The 16,107-nt window shown below is 32.6% G+C and carries 17 protein-coding genes; 14 read left to right on the top strand and 3 right to left on the bottom strand.

Annotated elements, in window-relative coordinates:
- Positions 1 to 191: 191 nt before the first annotated feature.
- Positions 192 to 1,352 carry a THUMP domain-containing class I SAM-dependent RNA methyltransferase gene (locus SYNTR_RS07550; RefSeq protein ID WP_156203938.1) on the bottom strand — a complete coding sequence of 387 codons (1,161 nt, stop codon included), beginning with the start codon at positions 1,350 to 1,352 and terminating at the stop codon, positions 192 to 194.
- A 44-nt stretch (positions 1,353 to 1,396) separates the two neighbouring features.
- On the bottom strand, positions 1,397 to 2,788 hold the full coding sequence (locus tag SYNTR_RS07545; protein WP_156203937.1) for an MATE family efflux transporter: 1,392 nt from the start codon (positions 2,786 to 2,788) through the stop codon (positions 1,397 to 1,399).
- A gap of 217 nt (positions 2,789 to 3,005) precedes the next feature.
- Between SYNTR_RS07545 and SYNTR_RS07540 the strand changes: the two genes are divergently transcribed.
- The 14 genes from SYNTR_RS07540 (at position 3,006) to SYNTR_RS07475 (ending at position 14,024) form a co-directional block, all read left to right on the top strand.
- Positions 3,006 to 3,254 (top strand): hypothetical protein, encoded by a 249-nt coding sequence (locus SYNTR_RS07540; RefSeq protein ID WP_156203936.1) that lies wholly within the window; start codon positions 3,006 to 3,008, stop codon positions 3,252 to 3,254.
- Between the two features lie 48 nt (positions 3,255 to 3,302).
- On the top strand, positions 3,303 to 4,202 hold the full coding sequence (locus SYNTR_RS07535) for a YitT family protein (protein WP_156203935.1): 900 nt from the start codon (positions 3,303 to 3,305) through the stop codon (positions 4,200 to 4,202).
- 238 nt (positions 4,203 to 4,440) lie between these two features.
- A complete protein-coding gene (locus tag SYNTR_RS07530; RefSeq protein WP_156203934.1) occupies positions 4,441 to 4,617 on the top strand; it encodes a Flp family type IVb pilin in 177 nt (58 codons plus the stop codon).
- Positions 4,618 to 4,680: 63 nt separating this feature from the next.
- Positions 4,681 to 5,196, top strand: a complete 516-nt coding sequence (locus SYNTR_RS07525) for an A24 family peptidase (RefSeq protein WP_156203933.1) — start codon at positions 4,681 to 4,683, stop codon at positions 5,194 to 5,196.
- 1 nt (position 5,197) lies between these two features.
- Positions 5,198 to 5,608 (top strand): TadE/TadG family type IV pilus assembly protein, encoded by a 411-nt coding sequence (locus tag SYNTR_RS07520; RefSeq protein ID WP_156203932.1) that lies wholly within the window; start codon positions 5,198 to 5,200, stop codon positions 5,606 to 5,608.
- A 15-nt stretch (positions 5,609 to 5,623) separates the two neighbouring features.
- A complete protein-coding gene (locus SYNTR_RS07515) occupies positions 5,624 to 6,535 on the top strand; it encodes a pilus assembly protein TadG-related protein (RefSeq protein ID WP_156203931.1) in 912 nt (303 codons plus the stop codon).
- Between the two features lie 15 nt (positions 6,536 to 6,550).
- The gene (gene cpaB / locus SYNTR_RS07510; protein WP_156203930.1) at positions 6,551 to 7,231 is read left to right on the top strand and encodes a Flp pilus assembly protein CpaB; all 681 of its coding nucleotides are present in this window, start codon (positions 6,551 to 6,553) and stop codon (positions 7,229 to 7,231) included.
- Positions 7,232 to 7,270: 39 nt separating this feature from the next.
- Positions 7,271 to 8,776 carry a CpaE/TadZ family protein gene (locus tag SYNTR_RS07505; RefSeq protein WP_156203929.1) on the top strand — a complete coding sequence of 502 codons (1,506 nt, stop codon included), beginning with the start codon at positions 7,271 to 7,273 and terminating at the stop codon, positions 8,774 to 8,776.
- Positions 8,777 to 8,796: 20 nt separating this feature from the next.
- Positions 8,797 to 10,164, top strand: a complete 1,368-nt coding sequence (locus SYNTR_RS07500; protein ID WP_156203928.1) for a TadA family conjugal transfer-associated ATPase — start codon at positions 8,797 to 8,799, stop codon at positions 10,162 to 10,164.
- A gap of 17 nt (positions 10,165 to 10,181) precedes the next feature.
- On the top strand, positions 10,182 to 11,138 hold the full coding sequence (locus SYNTR_RS07495; protein WP_156203927.1) for a type II secretion system F family protein: 957 nt from the start codon (positions 10,182 to 10,184) through the stop codon (positions 11,136 to 11,138).
- A gap of 21 nt (positions 11,139 to 11,159) precedes the next feature.
- Positions 11,160 to 12,047: a type II secretion system F family protein gene (locus SYNTR_RS07490; protein WP_156203926.1), complete on the top strand. Its 888-nt coding sequence runs from the start codon at positions 11,160 to 11,162 to the stop codon at positions 12,045 to 12,047.
- A gap of 44 nt (positions 12,048 to 12,091) precedes the next feature.
- Positions 12,092 to 12,253 carry a Flp family type IVb pilin gene (locus SYNTR_RS07485; protein ID WP_156203925.1) on the top strand — a complete coding sequence of 54 codons (162 nt, stop codon included), beginning with the start codon at positions 12,092 to 12,094 and terminating at the stop codon, positions 12,251 to 12,253.
- 219 nt (positions 12,254 to 12,472) lie between these two features.
- Positions 12,473 to 13,642, top strand: a complete 1,170-nt coding sequence (locus SYNTR_RS07480) for a CpaE/TadZ family protein (RefSeq protein ID WP_197079056.1) — start codon at positions 12,473 to 12,475, stop codon at positions 13,640 to 13,642.
- Positions 13,643 to 13,646: 4 nt separating this feature from the next.
- Entirely contained in the window at positions 13,647 to 14,024 is a 378-nt protein-coding gene (locus SYNTR_RS07475; RefSeq protein WP_156203924.1) for a DUF192 domain-containing protein, read from the top strand.
- A gap of 15 nt (positions 14,025 to 14,039) precedes the next feature.
- Here the strand turns inward: SYNTR_RS07475 and typA are convergent, their stop codons facing one another.
- Positions 14,040 to 15,860, bottom strand: coding sequence for a translational GTPase TypA (gene typA, locus SYNTR_RS07470; protein WP_156203923.1), 1,821 nt, complete (start codon positions 15,858 to 15,860; stop codon positions 14,040 to 14,042).
- Between the last annotated feature and the right edge of the window lie 247 nt (positions 15,861 to 16,107).

Genomic DNA, 16,107 nt, shown 5'->3' with positions numbered 1-16,107 from the left:
GATATTTAAATTAATATATTTATAATTTGTTTATTAGTATGGCTATAAAAGAAGATTTCTATAAGTTTGGAGATAAAATTTAAGAATTGTTAAATTATTGATATGCAAATTGAGGAGAAAAAATTTGATTATGGTTCTGCTGCAAAAAGTATAGTTAAATTTTTTAGCAGAACCATATTATTAAATAAACTTTAGTCTTTTTTAGCAAAAGGCCCTTTTAATACAGTAGGTTTAGGTCCATAAAATTGATAATAGTAGCATTGTATTCTACCATTATAAAGCTTTCTTTTCTTATTTGCCTTTCTTCTAAAATGTTTTTCAAAACCTTCATGTGCTGTAAGAATATAGTATGACCATGTTTCTAAACTTTCAAAAACCTTACCCATTTGTGCATAAGTTTTTTCAACATCCTTCTTTTCTGAAAGTCTTTCCCCATAAGGAGGGTTACTAATTATATATCCATAATTATATTTAGATTTTAGATCATTAACTGATTGATGTTGAAAAGTTAAAACATTTTTAAGGCCAACTTGTTGTGCGTGGTATCGAGCCAAATCTAATACTGATTTATTTATATCAAAACCTAGGATGCCTAGTGGCTGTGAATTATCTATTGAGTCTTTTGCTTCTTCTCGGGCAGTTTTCCATATTTTTAAAGGTATTTGGTTCCAGGATTCAGCAGCAAATGTCCGATTAATTCCAGGTGCTATATTTCGGCCTATCATTGCAGCTTCAATAGGAATAGTGCCAGAACCGCAAAATGGATCAATTAATGCTCTATCTGGCTTCCAACGGCTAATTCTAACCAAGGCTGCTGCTAGTGTTTCTTTTAAAGGTGCTTCTGCTGAAAGCTTTCTATAACCTCTTTTATGAAGTCCCATCCCACTAGTATCTATAGTTAATGTAACCACATCTTTTAATAGTGCTACTTGGACTTTATAAACAGGTCCGTTTTCTTTAAACCACTTTCGTTTATATTTTTCTTTCATCTTTTCTACTATAGATTTTTTAACTATAGCTTGACAATCTGAAACACTAAACAACTGAGATTGAATAGATTTACCCTCTACTGGAAATTTGGCGTTTTCCGGAATCCAATCAGACCATGGTAGTTTTCGGTTTTTTTCAAATAGTTCATCAAAAGAGGTTGCTTTGAATTCTCCTATTTTGATTAGTAACCTATCAGCAGATCGAAGCCATAGATTACAACGAGCGATAGCATCTTTATTTGCAGTAAAGGTAACCTTTCCATTTTCGACTATTGTATCATTATAGCCGAGTTCTTTAAGTTCAAGAGCTACTATTGATTCTAATCCAAATGCAGCAGTTGCAATAAATTCTATTTTACTCATGGAATACCCCTTTATATTTTTAAATTTATCGTTTGTTTATGTGATCAACGTTTAGGTACTGTAATAGTTTTTGTGTTTTGGACTTTTTCAAAACCTTTAGTTTCTAATTTATTTAGGAAAAGATATATTACTAGTACAGTTACTGCTATTGAAATTATATCTGATGCCGGAAATGATATCCACACACCTTTTAATCCAAAGTAATTTGGTAATATAAATAGAAATGGTATTAAGAGTACTACCTGTCTTAAAAGAGAAAGCCACATAGCAGTAAATCCTTTACCTACAGCTTGGAATGTACTTGATAAAATTATTGCTGGACCAACTAATGGTAACAAAATACTAATATAGTGCATGCATTCAACCCCAATATCTACTAAATTGGGATCATCATTAAAAATAGTAACTAAAGTTTCAGGTATTAATTGAAATGCTAAAAAACCTATAGTCATAATAATGAAAGCTACAGTGGAAGCTTTTTTGATAGCTTGCTTCATTCGATCTAGTCTTTTTGCACCGTAGGCATACCCGACAATAGGGAGAAAACCTTGAACTAATCCCATTATAGGCATAAAAATTAATGCTTGTACTCTAAAAAATATACCCATTGCACCTATAGCAATAAAACCATAAGCACCAAGTATCCAATTTAGTATTACGACAATTACGCTATTCATTATTTGCATTACCATTGAAGGGAAACCAACCTTATATATATCTAATATAATGTATGGATTTAACCTAAGGGTTAGTAATGCTGGCCTAACATGGCTTTCATTAAAGAATAAATATTTAAAGTTAACTGAACATGCTATGAATTGACTAATAATAGTGGCAGTAGCTGCACCTTGCACACCTAAAGCAGGAAAGGGACCTATACCAAAAATTAAAAAAGGATCTAAAATCATATTGGTTGTTGCACCAACTACCATTGATTTCATAGGTGTTCCTGCATTACCCTCTGCTTGTATCATAGAGCCTGACATTATAGCAAAAAAAAGAAAAACACTACCTGCTAAAACAATTGCAACATAATCTGAAGCAAGTTCTATTAATTCTGGAGTGGCGCCAAAAAATATTACTAAATTTTCTGCGTTAGGTATTGCTAAAATAGGTATAATCAATCCATATATAATAATCAATAAAATTCCGTGTTCTGCAATGTTACTAGCATCATTTTTTCTACCTTCACCTAAACGGCGCGAGATTAATGAAGTAAGCCCTATACCAGTACCAGAAGCGATTGCTACCATAATCATTTGGATGGGGAAAACAATAGTTAATGCAGCTATAGCTTCAGGACCTAACTTTCCTACCCAAAAGGTGTCCACAACATTATATAATGCATTAACTGTCATACCTATCATTGCTGGTAAGGATAATGTAAGTAGAAGTTTTCCTATATTATCTTTTTCCAAATCACCTTTAAACCTCATATTAACACCTTATATTATGTAAATAAATTTACATTTTACGATTAAAGCATAACTTTCATGGTTTAGAAAATCTAAAACTAATAGCAAATGCTAAGTAGTTATGGTAAATTTTTAATAATAAAATGCTTTATCTAATATAAAACCTATTGATAAGAAAAACAATATAACTATAGAATTAGTTTTTTAACTAAATGTTATAATTATCGAGGTGATATAAATGAACAAAGAAGAAAAACTGGAAGTGTTAAGACAAACACATAAAAAAATAGAAGATTTAAAGCAATATAATATTCCTGTTGCTTTAGAAAATATAGAAAAACTAAAGGCTAAAAAAGCAGATCCATTGTTTATTGAAAAACAAAAGGTAAGGTTGAGCAAAAATTACAAGCGACTAGAGAATTTAGAAAATAAAATGAATAAACTACTGCAGGAATTAGGGGAGCACGCACAAAAAAACGATAAATAGACAAATTAACGGTGTAAAAATATAAGTTTTTTAAAATACTATTTATAATTGTTGTACTTTTATAGAAAGGAGATAACAACAATTATAAAAAGTAGAGTATATATAGAAAGAATATATTGGCAAGACATATTGCTAATAATAGCTGGTGCTTTATTATTAGCAGTAGCTATTCAAACCATAATAATACCTGCAGGATTATTAACCGGAGGTATATCAGGAGTAGCTATTATACTTCAATATATAACCGGATTAAGTGTATGGTTAGGGTATATAATCCTGAATGTACCTATTTTTATTGCTGGATATAAATATGTAAGTAGGCGATTTGCATTATATAGTCTTATTGGAACTTTATCTTTATCATTGTTCTTACCGCTAACCGAACCCTTTAGCTTTAACATAACCGACCTTTTTCTAGCTTCTATTTTTGGAGGTGCATTAGCAGGTTTAGGTATCGGATTAGCTTTTCGTAGCAAAGGCTCCTTAGGTGGCTTAGAAATTATAGCTGTACTATTTAAACGCTTTAGAGGTTATGCTATAGGTGATACTTTTTTTGTAACTAATCTATTAGTTATATTACTTTTCTTATTTACTGCTAGTCTAGAGCTAACCCTTTTTTCAGCTATATCAATTTTAGTCACCTCAAAAGTAATAGATTCGGTTGAGGCAGGTCCAGCAAAATCCAAAACAGTTTTTATTATTTCTGAACAATATGAATATATTGCTAATACAATAATTAAAAATATCAATCGAGGCTGTACATACATTTCTGGAAGTGGAGCTTACACAGGAGACCAAAAACATATTATAATGGTGACTATAGGTAGGAGCCAACTACCCCGTTTAAAAGAAATGGTTTTACAAGTTGATGATGAAGCATTTATGATTATAAGTGAATCTTCTGAAGTGTTTGGACAAGGTTTTAAATCATCGGATTTTGATTTTTAGTAAAGTAGTTTACTTATAGTGCAAACTACCAAATTTCCTTTCAGTACAAGATTAATAATAAAACAACACAAAGGAACATGGTCCTGTATTGTTTAACAATACAGGACCATGTTCCTTTGTGTTAATAGAGACTATTTTGGGTTAAAAAATGAAACTTCTAGTTGATAGTTTTTTCATCTATTTACAATTATCATTAAATCAAGATAAAAAATACCATTTATTTTGAGGAGGCGACAAAATGTTGGAAATAATTAAAAGATTATTTAAAGAAGAAGAAGGTCAGGGTATGGTTGAGTATGGGTTGATTTTGGCGTTGGTAGCGATAGTTGCTATTGGAGCACTAGAATTGATTGGTGATGGAGTCTTAGACACATTTACTGGAGTAGCAGAAACTTTATCAGGAGAAGGAGAATAGAGTTAAATTATGTTCTTGCCCTGCTTCACCTAAAGTAGGGCTTTATTTTTCTCTTTTGGGGGAATGATGATGCTGATTTATGTATTAGCAGCTTTAGTTATAATAGCGATGATTTTTGATATTAAAGAACGACGTATACCTAACTGGTTAATAGTTATTGGTTTGGTTTTTGCGTTGTCTTTTCATATATATACAGATGGCTTAGCTGGGTTCCTGTTTTGCCTAAAAGGATTTGCGGCGGGTATTGTTTTAATGTTTTTGCCCTTTGCTATGGGTGGTATGGGGGCTGGTGATGTAAAGCTTTTAGGCATGATAGGAGCTATAATGGGTAGTGTTTTTGCTTTTAACGTATTTTTATGGACTGCATTATTTGGTGGAGTAGTAGCTATCATACTATTACTCTTTAAAAATCGATTGAAGGAAACATTAAATAGAATCTATCGAGGAGCTATTTTAGCTCGTGCTGGTGTTGCCAAAATAACAGATATAAATGGGGAAGAACAAAATAGAATTTACTTTCCCTACGGTGTAGTTATAGGGTTAGGTGTACTAGCAACCTTTTTTAAAGGCTGGTGGTAAAATGATACAAAAGATAAGAAAAAAATTTACAAAAAGAGAAGAAGGTCAGGCTTTAGTAGAAATGGCATTAGTTATACCCATATTGTTGTTATTCTTTATGGGTATTTTTGAGTTTGGCAGAATATTTGGCTCTTTAATGGTTATAAACAACTTAGCTCGTGATGGAGTAAGGCATGGTGTTGTTGGTAATAACGATACCCAAATAGAAGAGCTTATATATGAAAACATTACTTGGTTAGATGAAGAAAACGTGACCATAACTATAACTCCTACCTATTCTCAGAGAAGCAAAGGGGAAGCATTAGAAGTTAATGTAGATTATACAGTTCCTATTATAATGCCATTTATTTCTGGGGTATTACCTAATCCTTTTCCACTATCAGCAAACTATACTATGCGAGTAGAGCGTTAGAGTGAGGTGTATAAAGTGAAGAGCATTTTTTTAAGACTAGTAAAAGAAGAAAAGGGTACAGTGTTGGTGTTGGTTGCTGCAGCTATGATGACTTTTTGTGGCTTTGCTGCATTAGTAACTGATGCAGGGTTACTATATGTTAATCGGGCTAAATTAGTAAATGCTTTGGATAGTGCCGTACTAGCGGGAGCACAAGAACTCCCCAATAATACATCTAGTGCTCTGCAAGTTGCAGAAAACTATGCACGTAGTAATGGGTTATCTGATGGTGAATTTACATTTGAGTTAGATGGAGATGAAAAAATTACAGGGACAGCAAATCGAGATGTTAATCTGCTATTTGCAAGGGTATTAGGCTATGATTCTGCTGAAGTTCCAGCTACAGCAACAGCGAGAACAGGACCCTTGGTAGGAACAGCTGGTATTAGACCCTTTGGTGTATTATGGTCTAATATTCAAAAAGGAGAACCCACAGTTTTAAGGCCTGATAATGCGAGTGAAGGTTCATGGTGTTATTTATTAGAACTAGGTGGAACGGGAACTTCAGTAATTAAACAAAATATTGAAGAGGGATATCCAGGAACAATAGAGGTTGCTGATGTTATAGATGGAGAACGAGGAGTAAATATGTCAACAATGAAAAGTGTGGAAACTTTAGTTGCTGATTGTAATCATGGATGTACACCCGAATCACATAAACCTGGCTGTTCACGTATTATGATTGTTCCTGTAGTTGATATACAGCAAGTTAATTCCTCAGGGCAAGTTGAAAAAGTTAGAGTTTTAAGCTTTGCCGCGTTTTTTGTTGAACAATATCATCATGGACCTAAGGAAATAAGAGGGACTTTTATAGATTATGTAACACTTGGAGATATAGATCCTAATGGATTGGATTTTGGACTATATGGAGTTGAGCTTTATAAATAAAGGGAGGGAAACAAGTTGTTAAAAGGATCGAAAAAATATTGGATAATTGCAGCTGTGTGCGGATTTTTAGCCGCAATTCTAACTTATCAATATATTCAAGAAGTAAAGGTGCGTTATGAACCAGATGATTTAATAGATGTAGTAACAGCTGTAGAAAACATCGAAAAGGATACAGTAATAAACAGCTCACAAGTCACTGTAGAGCAGGTGCCAGCTAAATTTACTCATTCCGATGTAGTTGCAGATAAAGATTCAGTTGTAGGAATGATAGCAGTAAATGACATATTTACTGGAGAGCATGTGCTTAGTGGTAAGCTTTTATCATCTACAGACAAGGTAGATAGACTTTCCTATACAGTTCCGGAATCTAAGCGTGCTGTTTCCATCCCTATAAATAGTATTAGTGGTGTATCTGGTTTTATTAGACCAGGAGACAGTGTAGATATATTAGCTACAGTAGATATAGAACCTACTACTTATAGTGTTTTTACATTACAGGATATTGAAGTTTTAGCTACAGGCATTGATGGTTCTCAGGGCTCTGAGGAAACTATTACATTAGCAGTTTTACCTACAGATGCCCAGCAACTTGTAATAGCGTCTGAAAGAGGAAGTTTAAGATTATTACTACGTTCACCAGTTGATGATTCAACAGTAACCTTACCGGCATTTGAATTAGAAGAATTATTAAACTAGTAGTTAAGGTAGTGATTCATTTGGGAGGGCATTTTTAAAATGGAAAAAATAACATTATTACTAGCTGATGACAATGAGTATATGAGATTTGTTATTAAAGAAATGCTTCAATCAGATAATGCTATCCGTGTTATCGGTGAAGCCCAAGATGGTAAGGAAGTTTTAGAAACAATAAAGGTTATAAAGCCAGAGGTAATTGTAATGGATGTGGGCATGCCTGTTATTGATGGCTTAGAAGCTACTCGATTAATTAGTCAGTATTATTCTGATATAAACATTATATTAATCTCCATAAATGATGAAAGACACTACTTTAAAGAGGCCATGCAGGCAGGGGCTAAAGAATATCTGATTAAGCCGATAGTACCAAATGATTTAATTAGGGCTATTAAAACAGTTGCAACATTTAGTCGTAAAAGACTAGGAGTAGATATAAATCAACTTGATGATGAATTAAGTGTTTCTAAGGATGCCCCTACAAACTCTACCCAAGAAGCAATTAAGACTATACCTGATTACACTGTGGAAAATATTCCACAAAACAAACATATATATGCTGATAATCAAGTTGAAGAAAATGTTGCTACTAAAGAAGAAAAGGGATATTTTAAAAATCCTATTTCTAAAAGCAGTATAATATCTGCTGTGAAAAACATTACCGGATTAAATGGCAAACGTGAGGAGGAAACTAATTCGCTTTCTACTGAGGTTGAAATTAGTGAAGAGTCTACTAATGGTGTTTTAGAAAATAACATCGAGGAACAAGAAAATGACTTTTTAGATAGTAAGGAAGATTTAAATAGTCCTGATATAGAAATTGAAAATCCTAAGGTGATAAGTGTATTTGGAACTAAGGGTGGGGTAGGCAAAAGCATAGTTTGTTCTAATTTAGCTGTAGCACTAGCCCAAAAATATAAAAATAAAGTAGGGTTAATAGACTTAGATATTCAATTTGGTGATATAGGTGTAATTTTGAATGTTAACCCTAAAAAAACATTTTCTGAACTAGTACTAGAGGAGGATTTAACTCAAGAGATATTAGAAGAATATCTTTATGAAAGTAATAGAATAAAATTATTAGCTGCCCCTAACAAACCAGAATTTGCGGATTTGGTAACCCCAGACGGAGTTGAACAGGTTATTAAGTTATTTAAAAAAATGCACGAATATATTTTTATTGATACTCCTTCATTTATAGATGATAAAACCTTAGCTGCGTTAGAGGCTTCAGATTTAATTCTTTTAGTTGTATCACTAGATTTACCAACAATTAGTAATATGAAAAAAAGTATAGATATTCTTAAATCTTTATCATTACTATCAAAAACTAGATTAATTATTAATCGTTCTACGGGTGCTAATGGTATTGACACAGTAGAAATTGAAAAAGTATTAGAAATGGAAGTTATGGCTGATATAGCTAGTGATGGTAAGTTGGTTACTACTTCCTTAAATCGAGGGGTGCCATTTGTAAGAATGAATCCTAAAGCAGAAATATCTAAAAATATTAAAAGCCTTATGTCCATAGTCGAAGGATATAATTAAACTAAATAAGGGGTGAGAATGTGTCACTTTTAAGCCGCTTACAAAATCAAAATACTACTTTACAACAATCATCAAAAAATAATAAAAAAGAAATTAGCATAAGAAAGCATTATGATTTAATTCATAAAATACATCGTGAAGTAGTAAATGATATTGATTCTGATTTTTTTAATATTAAGGATGAAGAGGTAGATCGTCAAAAAGCAGAGGAAGAAGTAAAAAAAATAGCAGAACTGTGTATAGAAAAAGAGCAAGGACATTTTACTAGACAGGAAAAAGAGGAAATAATAGATCATGTATTAAATGAAGTTTTTGAGTTTGGGCCTATAACTCCTTTATTAAAGGATGAGTCCATTTCTGAGGTTATGGTGAATGGGCCTAAAGATGTCTATGTAGAAAAAAATGGTCAGCTTGAAAAAACCAATGTTATATTTAGAGACAATGATCATTTATATACAGTCATTGAGAGAATAATATCACCTTTAGGAAGAAGAATTGATGAAAGTTCACCAATGGTTGATGCTCGTCTTCCAGATGGATCAAGGGTAAATGCAATAATTCCTCCCTTAGCTTTAAATGGCTGTGTTTTAACTATAAGGAAGTTTTCATCAAAGCTTTTAAAGGCTGAGGATCTAATTAGAGGTAATACCATGACTAGTTCTATGGCAAAATTTCTTGAGGCTTGTGTTGAAGGAAGATTAAATATAGTAGTATCAGGGGGTACAGGAGCAGGTAAAACTAGTACTCTAAACATTATTTCATCATTTATTCCGAAAAATGAACGAATAGTTACTATTGAGGATGCTGCAGAATTAGATCTTCATCAGGATCACGTAATATCGTTAGAGACACGACCTGCAAATATTGACAATAAAGGTGAAATTAACATTAGGGACTTAGTTCGTAACTCTTTGCGTATGCGCCCTGACCGACTGGTAGTAGGGGAGGTTCGTGGTGGTGAAGCACTTGATATGTTACAGGCAATGAATACCGGACATGATGGTTCATTAACTACTGGTCACTCCAACTCACCTCGTGATATGATATCTCGTCTTGAAACTATGGTTTTAATGGCAGGTATAGAGCTACCAGTAAAAGCAATACGTGAACAGATTGCTGCTGCTATTGATATAATTGTTCATCAAAGCCGTCTTCAAGATGGTTCTAGAAAAATTACTCATATAACTGAGGTTATAGGTATGGAGGGAGATATAATTACCCTTCAGGATATATTTTTATTTGAAAAAACTGGTATAGATGAAAAAGGTAGGGTTAGAGGTAAGCATAGACCTACCGGTATAAAACCTAAATGTGTTGATCAGCTTAATGCAGCTGGTATTAACTTGAGTATGGATTTCTTTAATCCTGATGTAGATAAATTAGCCTAATTAGAGGAAGTGTTTTTATGGCAGGTTTTATAAGTATTTTAGTTGTTATTATGATTGGTTGCCTAGTAATGGGGATAGTAAGTGTAGTAACTCGTAAAAGTATTTATCAGGAACGACTTGAATCACTTGTAGAAAAAGAAAAAAAAGAGCCCATTAAGAAATCTCCTGAACCTAGAGTTTTGTTATTAGCTTTATTGGAAAGAGTTTCTAAGCTTTTTGCAGCTCGTTCCTATACTCAAAACATACAAGTTGAGCTAATGAGAGCAGGCATACCACTTAGAGGTGAAGAGTATCTAACAATATGCCTTATACTAATATTTGTAATCCCTTTACTGATATTGCTAATTACTGCTAACTTTTGGTTTGCATTTTCTTTATTTTTAATTGGCTTGTTTATTCCTAAGGTTTATTTAAATTATAAAAAAAATGCTAGAATTCAAAAAATAAATCAACAGTTAGGAGATGCACTAATTATTATGTCTAATGCCTTAAGGGCTGGTTTTGGCTTTCAACAAGCAATGGATTCAGCTAGAAAAGAATTACCCGATCCTATTTCAGTTGAGTTTAACTGGACATTAAGGGAAATGGATCTAGGTGTTAGCTATGAAGAATCTTTGCAAAACATGGATAAGCGGGTACAAAGTGATGATTTAAATATGGTTGTTACAGGTATATTGATTCAAAGGCAAGTTGGAGGAAACTTAGCAGAGGTGCTTGATAACATTGCGGCAACTATTAGAGAAAGAGCGCGAATAAAAGGGGAAGTGCAAGTTCTAACAGCTCAAGGAAGACTTTCTGGTATAATTATTGGTTTAATTCCGGTAGCGCTGATTCTAGCAATGTTATCAATTAATCCCGATTATTTAATGGTTTTAGTTACTGACCCAAGGGGTTTAGTAATTATAGGTGCAGCAGCCTTTTTCCAAGTGGTTGGGATTATTATGATAAGAAAAATGATTGATATTGAAATATAGGTCAATGACAGGGGGATTATTATGCAAGCACTTATACTTATATTAGTAACAATAATGGTTTCTAGCATTGTGATAGGCATATTGTACCATGTTAATTATAAAAAAATAATTACAATGGATAGATTGAAAAGTTATGTAGAAGAAGATGCCGATCAATTTTTTCCGCCTGAACTAAATCAACCATTAAAGGATAGAATGTTTAAGCCTATTGCCGAGTCTATAACCAATGTTTTTAAAAATTTTATTCCACAAGAGAAAAAGCTGATATATGAAAAGCAGTTAATGCACGCCGGATATCCTAATGGATTAACAGTGGAAGGTTTTATAGCTTTTAAGTTTATATCTGTAGTTATAGCATTACTAATAGGAGTAATTATTGGGGGTATATTTGCTATTGCTCTATTACTGTTGATAGGAATCTATTTACCTTCAATGTATTTGCGATCAAAGGAAAAAGAAAGGAAAAAAGAAATACTTAAAAGTCTCCCTGATAATTTGGATTTATTAAGTGTAAGTGTTGAAGCAGGACTTGGTTTTGATGGTGCTATGCAAAAAGTAGTAGAAAAAACTAGTGGTCCTTTAAAAAAGGAATTTGAAAAGGTTTTACAAGAAATAAATATTGGTAAACCGCGAAGAGAAGCGTTAAGAGATATGGCTAATAGGGTGGAAGTTGATGATGTATCAACATTTATTGGTTCGATTATTCAGGCAGACCAGCTTGGAGTTAGTATAGGAAATGTTTTGAAACTACAAGCAGACCAAGTGAGAAATAATCGAAGAATGAGAGCGGAAGAAGCAGCGCAAAAAGCACCAATTAAAATATTAATACCACTAGTATTATTTATTTTCCCAACTATATTAATAGTGCTTTTAGGACCAGCAGTAATTCAATTAATAGAAACACTTTAAGTAAATAATGTAGGATATATCTATAAAATAAAGGAGTTGAAAAAATGTTGGAAATGTTAAAAAGATTTATCAATGAAGAACAAGGACAAGGAATGGTAGAGTATGCTTTTATTTTAGCCTTCATAGCTTTAGCAGTTGTTAGTGTTTTGAATTTTTTGGGTGATGCTGTGAATGATATTTTTGTAGAAGTTATTGATGGATTTTAATTTAACAATTTATAATTTGATGAAAACTAACCCTGCTTTTCTTTTTAATAAGTAGGGTGTTTATTTTTGTTTAATATACTATTTGTAATAATTCTATTTTTCTGGTAAAACTACCTACTTATTATTTTGAGTTGTGATATTATAGTAGTGAAGTTTTGAAAAAATACATAATATTCATTTTAATATCTAGTGTAGTCCACTTTGGGAGGCAATTTCACTATGAAGAAAATAAAGCTATTACTCGCAGATGATAATGAACATATGAGAGCTAGTCTTAAAGAATTATTAGAACTAGATGATTCTATTGATATTGTGGGAGAAGCTAAGGACGGAAAAGATGTCCTTGATAAGATAGATAATATGGAACCCGAAATTATAATAATGGATGTAAACATGCCTACAATCGATGGTATAGAAACTACAAAACAAATTACTTTTAAATATCCTCAAATAAGTGTTATTATGATTTCGGTTAATGATGAGCAACATAATTTTAAACAGGCTATGCTTGCTGGTGCCAAAGAATACCTTATTAAACCTATATCACCTAATGAACTTATTTCTACGGTTAAAAACGTAGCTGAGTTTAACCGTGCAAGATTGTCAACTGCACCCCCAAGAGAAGAAAAGGTTGAAATAGAGAATATAACTAGTGCTCTTAATGAAGATATTAATAAGTTGATAACGGTATTTGGTGCTAAGGGTGGAGTAGGAAAGAGTATAATTAGTACAAATTTAGCGGTTGAATTAGCTCAAAAATATAAAGAACAAGTTGGGGTTATTGACCTTGATGTTCAATTCGGTGATGTTAGTGTAATCATGAATATATACCCTAGAAAAACAATTTCAGAATTAGTACAGGAAGATAAATTAAGTAAAGAGCTTTTGATAGAGTATATATATGAGAGAAATGGGGTGCAAATCTTAGCTGCACCTAATAAACCTGAATATGCAGAACTAGTTACTCCCGATAGTGTTAGTAATGTTATTAATTTATTTAAAGAAATGCATCATTATACTATTATTGATATGCCGTCATTTATCGATGAAAATTCATTAGCTGCATTAGAAGCTGCTGATACAATTTTATTAGTAGTAACACTTGATTTACCAACAATTAAAAACGTAAAAAAAGGTTTAGAATTACTCAAACCATTAGAATTACTTTCTAAAACCAAACTCATATTAAATAGATCATCAGGAGTGGCAGGTATAGAGCCTAGAGATGTTGAAAAGGTATTAGATATGAAAATAGATGCTGAAATACCAAGTGATGGTAAACTTGTAATATCATCACTTAATCAAGGAGTACCACTTGTAAAACTTAACCCTAGGGCTACGATATCTAAAAGCATAGCAAATTTGATGCGGTTAATTGAGAGTTTATAGGATTATGAATAAAAAGAAAGTTGTTAAAATAATAAATGCAACCAATGGACATTTTTTAGCTAAAATTGCAGTATATGCTGATAGTTTTTTTAGTAGGTTAGTAGGATTATTAGGTAAAAAATCTTTGGAAGAAGGAGAAGGTCTAGTTTTAAAGCCTTGTAATATGGTTCATACCATAGGAATGCGCTTTGATATTGATGTTCTTTTTTTGTCTGAAGCTAATGAGATTTTATATATTATTAATGAAATGAAACCACAAAAAATTAGCCCACTTATAAAGAAAAGTGTATTGGTTGTAGAATTACCAGCGGGCACAATACAAAAAACTAACACCCAAATAGGTGACGAGATAGAGTTATTGGTAGAAAATAAACCGGCTTAATAATGCCGGTTTTAGTTATGATATCTTTTGTCTTTTTGCAGTTCGTTCGCGAATAGTTTTATCTAAAATAACTTTTCGTAATCGGAGAGATTTGGGGGTAACCTCTAATAATTCATCATCATTTATAAATTCTAGACAGTTTTCTAATGACATTATAATAGGTGGAGTTAAGCGCAAACTATCATCAGCACCAGCGGCCCGAGTGTTAGTTAATTGTTTCTTTTTACATACATTAACAGTTATGTCACCACTTCTAAGGTTTTCTCCCACTATCATTCCGGCATAAACTTGCACACCTGGTTCAATAAAAAGGCTTCCCCTTTCTTGTGCACCATGAAGACCATAAGCTATTGCAATACCATCTTCCGAAGCAACTAATGCCCCTTTGTTTCTAGAAATGATTTCACCTTTATGTGGTACATAGCCCTCAAATACATAATTCATTATGCCATTACCTTTTGTTTCTGTTAAAAAATCGGATCTGTAACCAATTAAACCCCTAGCGGGTATTAAAAACTCTAATTTAATAGTACTTCCAATCGTATTTTGCATAGCCATAAGCTCACCTTTGCGTTTACCTACGCTTTCTATTACAGTCCCCGAATATTCTTCAGGCACTTCAATAAATAGCCTTTCAAGAGGTTCTAGTAAAAGATCATCTTCTTTTTTCATAATAACCTCTGGTCTAGTTACTGCAAATTCATAACCTTCTCGACGCATTGTTTCTATTAAAATAGACAGATGCAGTTCACCACGTCCGGACACCTTAAAGCTTTCAGGACTAATCTCTTCTACTTTTAAAGAGACATTGGATAAAAGCTCTCGCATTAGACGGTCTTTTAAATGTCTACTAGTAACATATGTGCCTTCATTTCCAGCCATTGGACTATCATTTACTATAAAATTCATAGAAATAGTTGGTTCATCTATAGACACGAAAGATACTGGATCAACTAAATCTATTGAGCATAAAGTATCTCCTATATTTATGTTATCAATACCTGATATTGCTACTATATCACCAGTATAAGCGTTTTGTACTTCTTTACGCTTTAATCCTTCATAGGTATATAGGTTATTAATTTTAACTGTTAGTTCTTTATCTTCAGTATTACATAAGACTGCTTCTTGATTTTTTTCTATACTACCTCTATTGATTTTACCTACTCCAATACGACCAACATAAGGATCATAATCTATAGAAGATATTATTGCTTGAAGGTTACCATTAGAATCACCTGTAGGAGCAGGGATATTATCTATAATAGTATCTAAAAGAGGTTTTAAATCCATAGGTTCAGCGTCTATATCAAGCTTGGCATATCCAGCCTTTGCAGATGCAAAGACAACTGGGAAATCTAGCTGATCTTCATCTGCTTCAAGATCAATGAATAAATCCAAAAGTTCATCAATGACTTCTTCAGGCCTAGCATCAGAACGGTCAATCTTGTTTATTACTACTACTGGAGATAAATTAGCATCTAAAGCTTTTTTTAGTACAAAACGCGTTTGGGGCATAGGTCCTTCATAGGCATCTACTAATAAAAGTACACCATCGACCATTTTTACGATTCGTTCAACTTCACCACCGAAATCTGCGTGACCTGGTGTATCAACAATATTTATTTTTATATCGTTATATATAATGCTAGTGTTTTTAGCTAGGATTGTAATACCTCTTTCACGTTCTAGGTCATTACTATCCATAATTCTATCAGGTATATCCTGGTTACTTCTAAAATAACCACTTTGCTTAAGTAGTTTATCAACAAGAGTAGTCTTTCCATGGTCAACATGAGCAATAATAGCTATATTTCTTAACTCGAGGTTTAACATTTTGTAGTTCCCTTCTTATTTAGATTTATAAAGCATTTATATTATAACAGTGCTACTATAAATAATACAAATTTGATTTTACTGCAAAATGCTAAGCTTAGACTATGGAATCAGCTGAGCAAATATGTTTATCACTCCACTCATCGGTCTTTATTTCTCCATTTTGGCTTAGCACTTATTATCTAAGATTTAATTTTTTTGTATTTATATTTTTAAGAATTATTCTAAATTAGCAATAATAAGATGC

Source organism: Candidatus Syntrophocurvum alkaliphilum, assembly GCF_009734445.1.
GTDB classification, from domain to species: Bacteria; Bacillota; Syntrophomonadia; order Syntrophomonadales; family Syntrophomonadaceae; genus Syntrophocurvum; species Syntrophocurvum alkaliphilum.
The sequence above is the reverse complement of the archived record's forward strand: the minus strand, read 5'-3'. Positions and strand labels throughout refer to the sequence as shown.

What these genes read in the sequence shown, in the direction of transcription:
- SYNTR_RS07550 (WP_156203938.1), bottom strand. Translation starts at nt 1,352, where the DNA reads ATGAGTAAAATAGAATTTATTGCAACTGCTGCATTTGGATTAGAATCA.
- SYNTR_RS07545 (WP_156203937.1), bottom strand. Translation starts at nt 2,788, where the DNA reads ATGAGGTTTAAAGGTGATTTGGAAAAAGATAATATAGGAAAACTTCTA.
- SYNTR_RS07540 (WP_156203936.1), top strand. Translation starts at nt 3,006, where the DNA reads ATGAACAAAGAAGAAAAACTGGAAGTGTTAAGACAAACACATAAAAAA.
- SYNTR_RS07530 (WP_156203934.1), top strand. Translation starts at nt 4,441, where the DNA reads ATGTTGGAAATAATTAAAAGATTATTTAAAGAAGAAGAAGGTCAGGGT.
- SYNTR_RS07525 (WP_156203933.1), top strand. Translation starts at nt 4,681, where the DNA reads ATGATGATGCTGATTTATGTATTAGCAGCTTTAGTTATAATAGCGATG.
- SYNTR_RS07520 (WP_156203932.1), top strand. Translation starts at nt 5,198, where the DNA reads ATGATACAAAAGATAAGAAAAAAATTTACAAAAAGAGAAGAAGGTCAG.
- SYNTR_RS07505 (WP_156203929.1), top strand. Translation starts at nt 7,271, where the DNA reads ATGGAAAAAATAACATTATTACTAGCTGATGACAATGAGTATATGAGA.
- SYNTR_RS07495 (WP_156203927.1), top strand. Translation starts at nt 10,182, where the DNA reads ATGGCAGGTTTTATAAGTATTTTAGTTGTTATTATGATTGGTTGCCTA.
- SYNTR_RS07490 (WP_156203926.1), top strand. Translation starts at nt 11,160, where the DNA reads ATGCAAGCACTTATACTTATATTAGTAACAATAATGGTTTCTAGCATT.
- SYNTR_RS07485 (WP_156203925.1), top strand. Translation starts at nt 12,092, where the DNA reads ATGTTGGAAATGTTAAAAAGATTTATCAATGAAGAACAAGGACAAGGA.
- SYNTR_RS07480 (WP_197079056.1), top strand. Translation starts at nt 12,473, where the DNA reads ATGAAGAAAATAAAGCTATTACTCGCAGATGATAATGAACATATGAGA.
- SYNTR_RS07475 (WP_156203924.1), top strand. Translation starts at nt 13,647, where the DNA reads ATGAATAAAAAGAAAGTTGTTAAAATAATAAATGCAACCAATGGACAT.
- typA (WP_156203923.1), bottom strand. Translation starts at nt 15,860, where the DNA reads ATGTTAAACCTCGAGTTAAGAAATATAGCTATTATTGCTCATGTTGAC.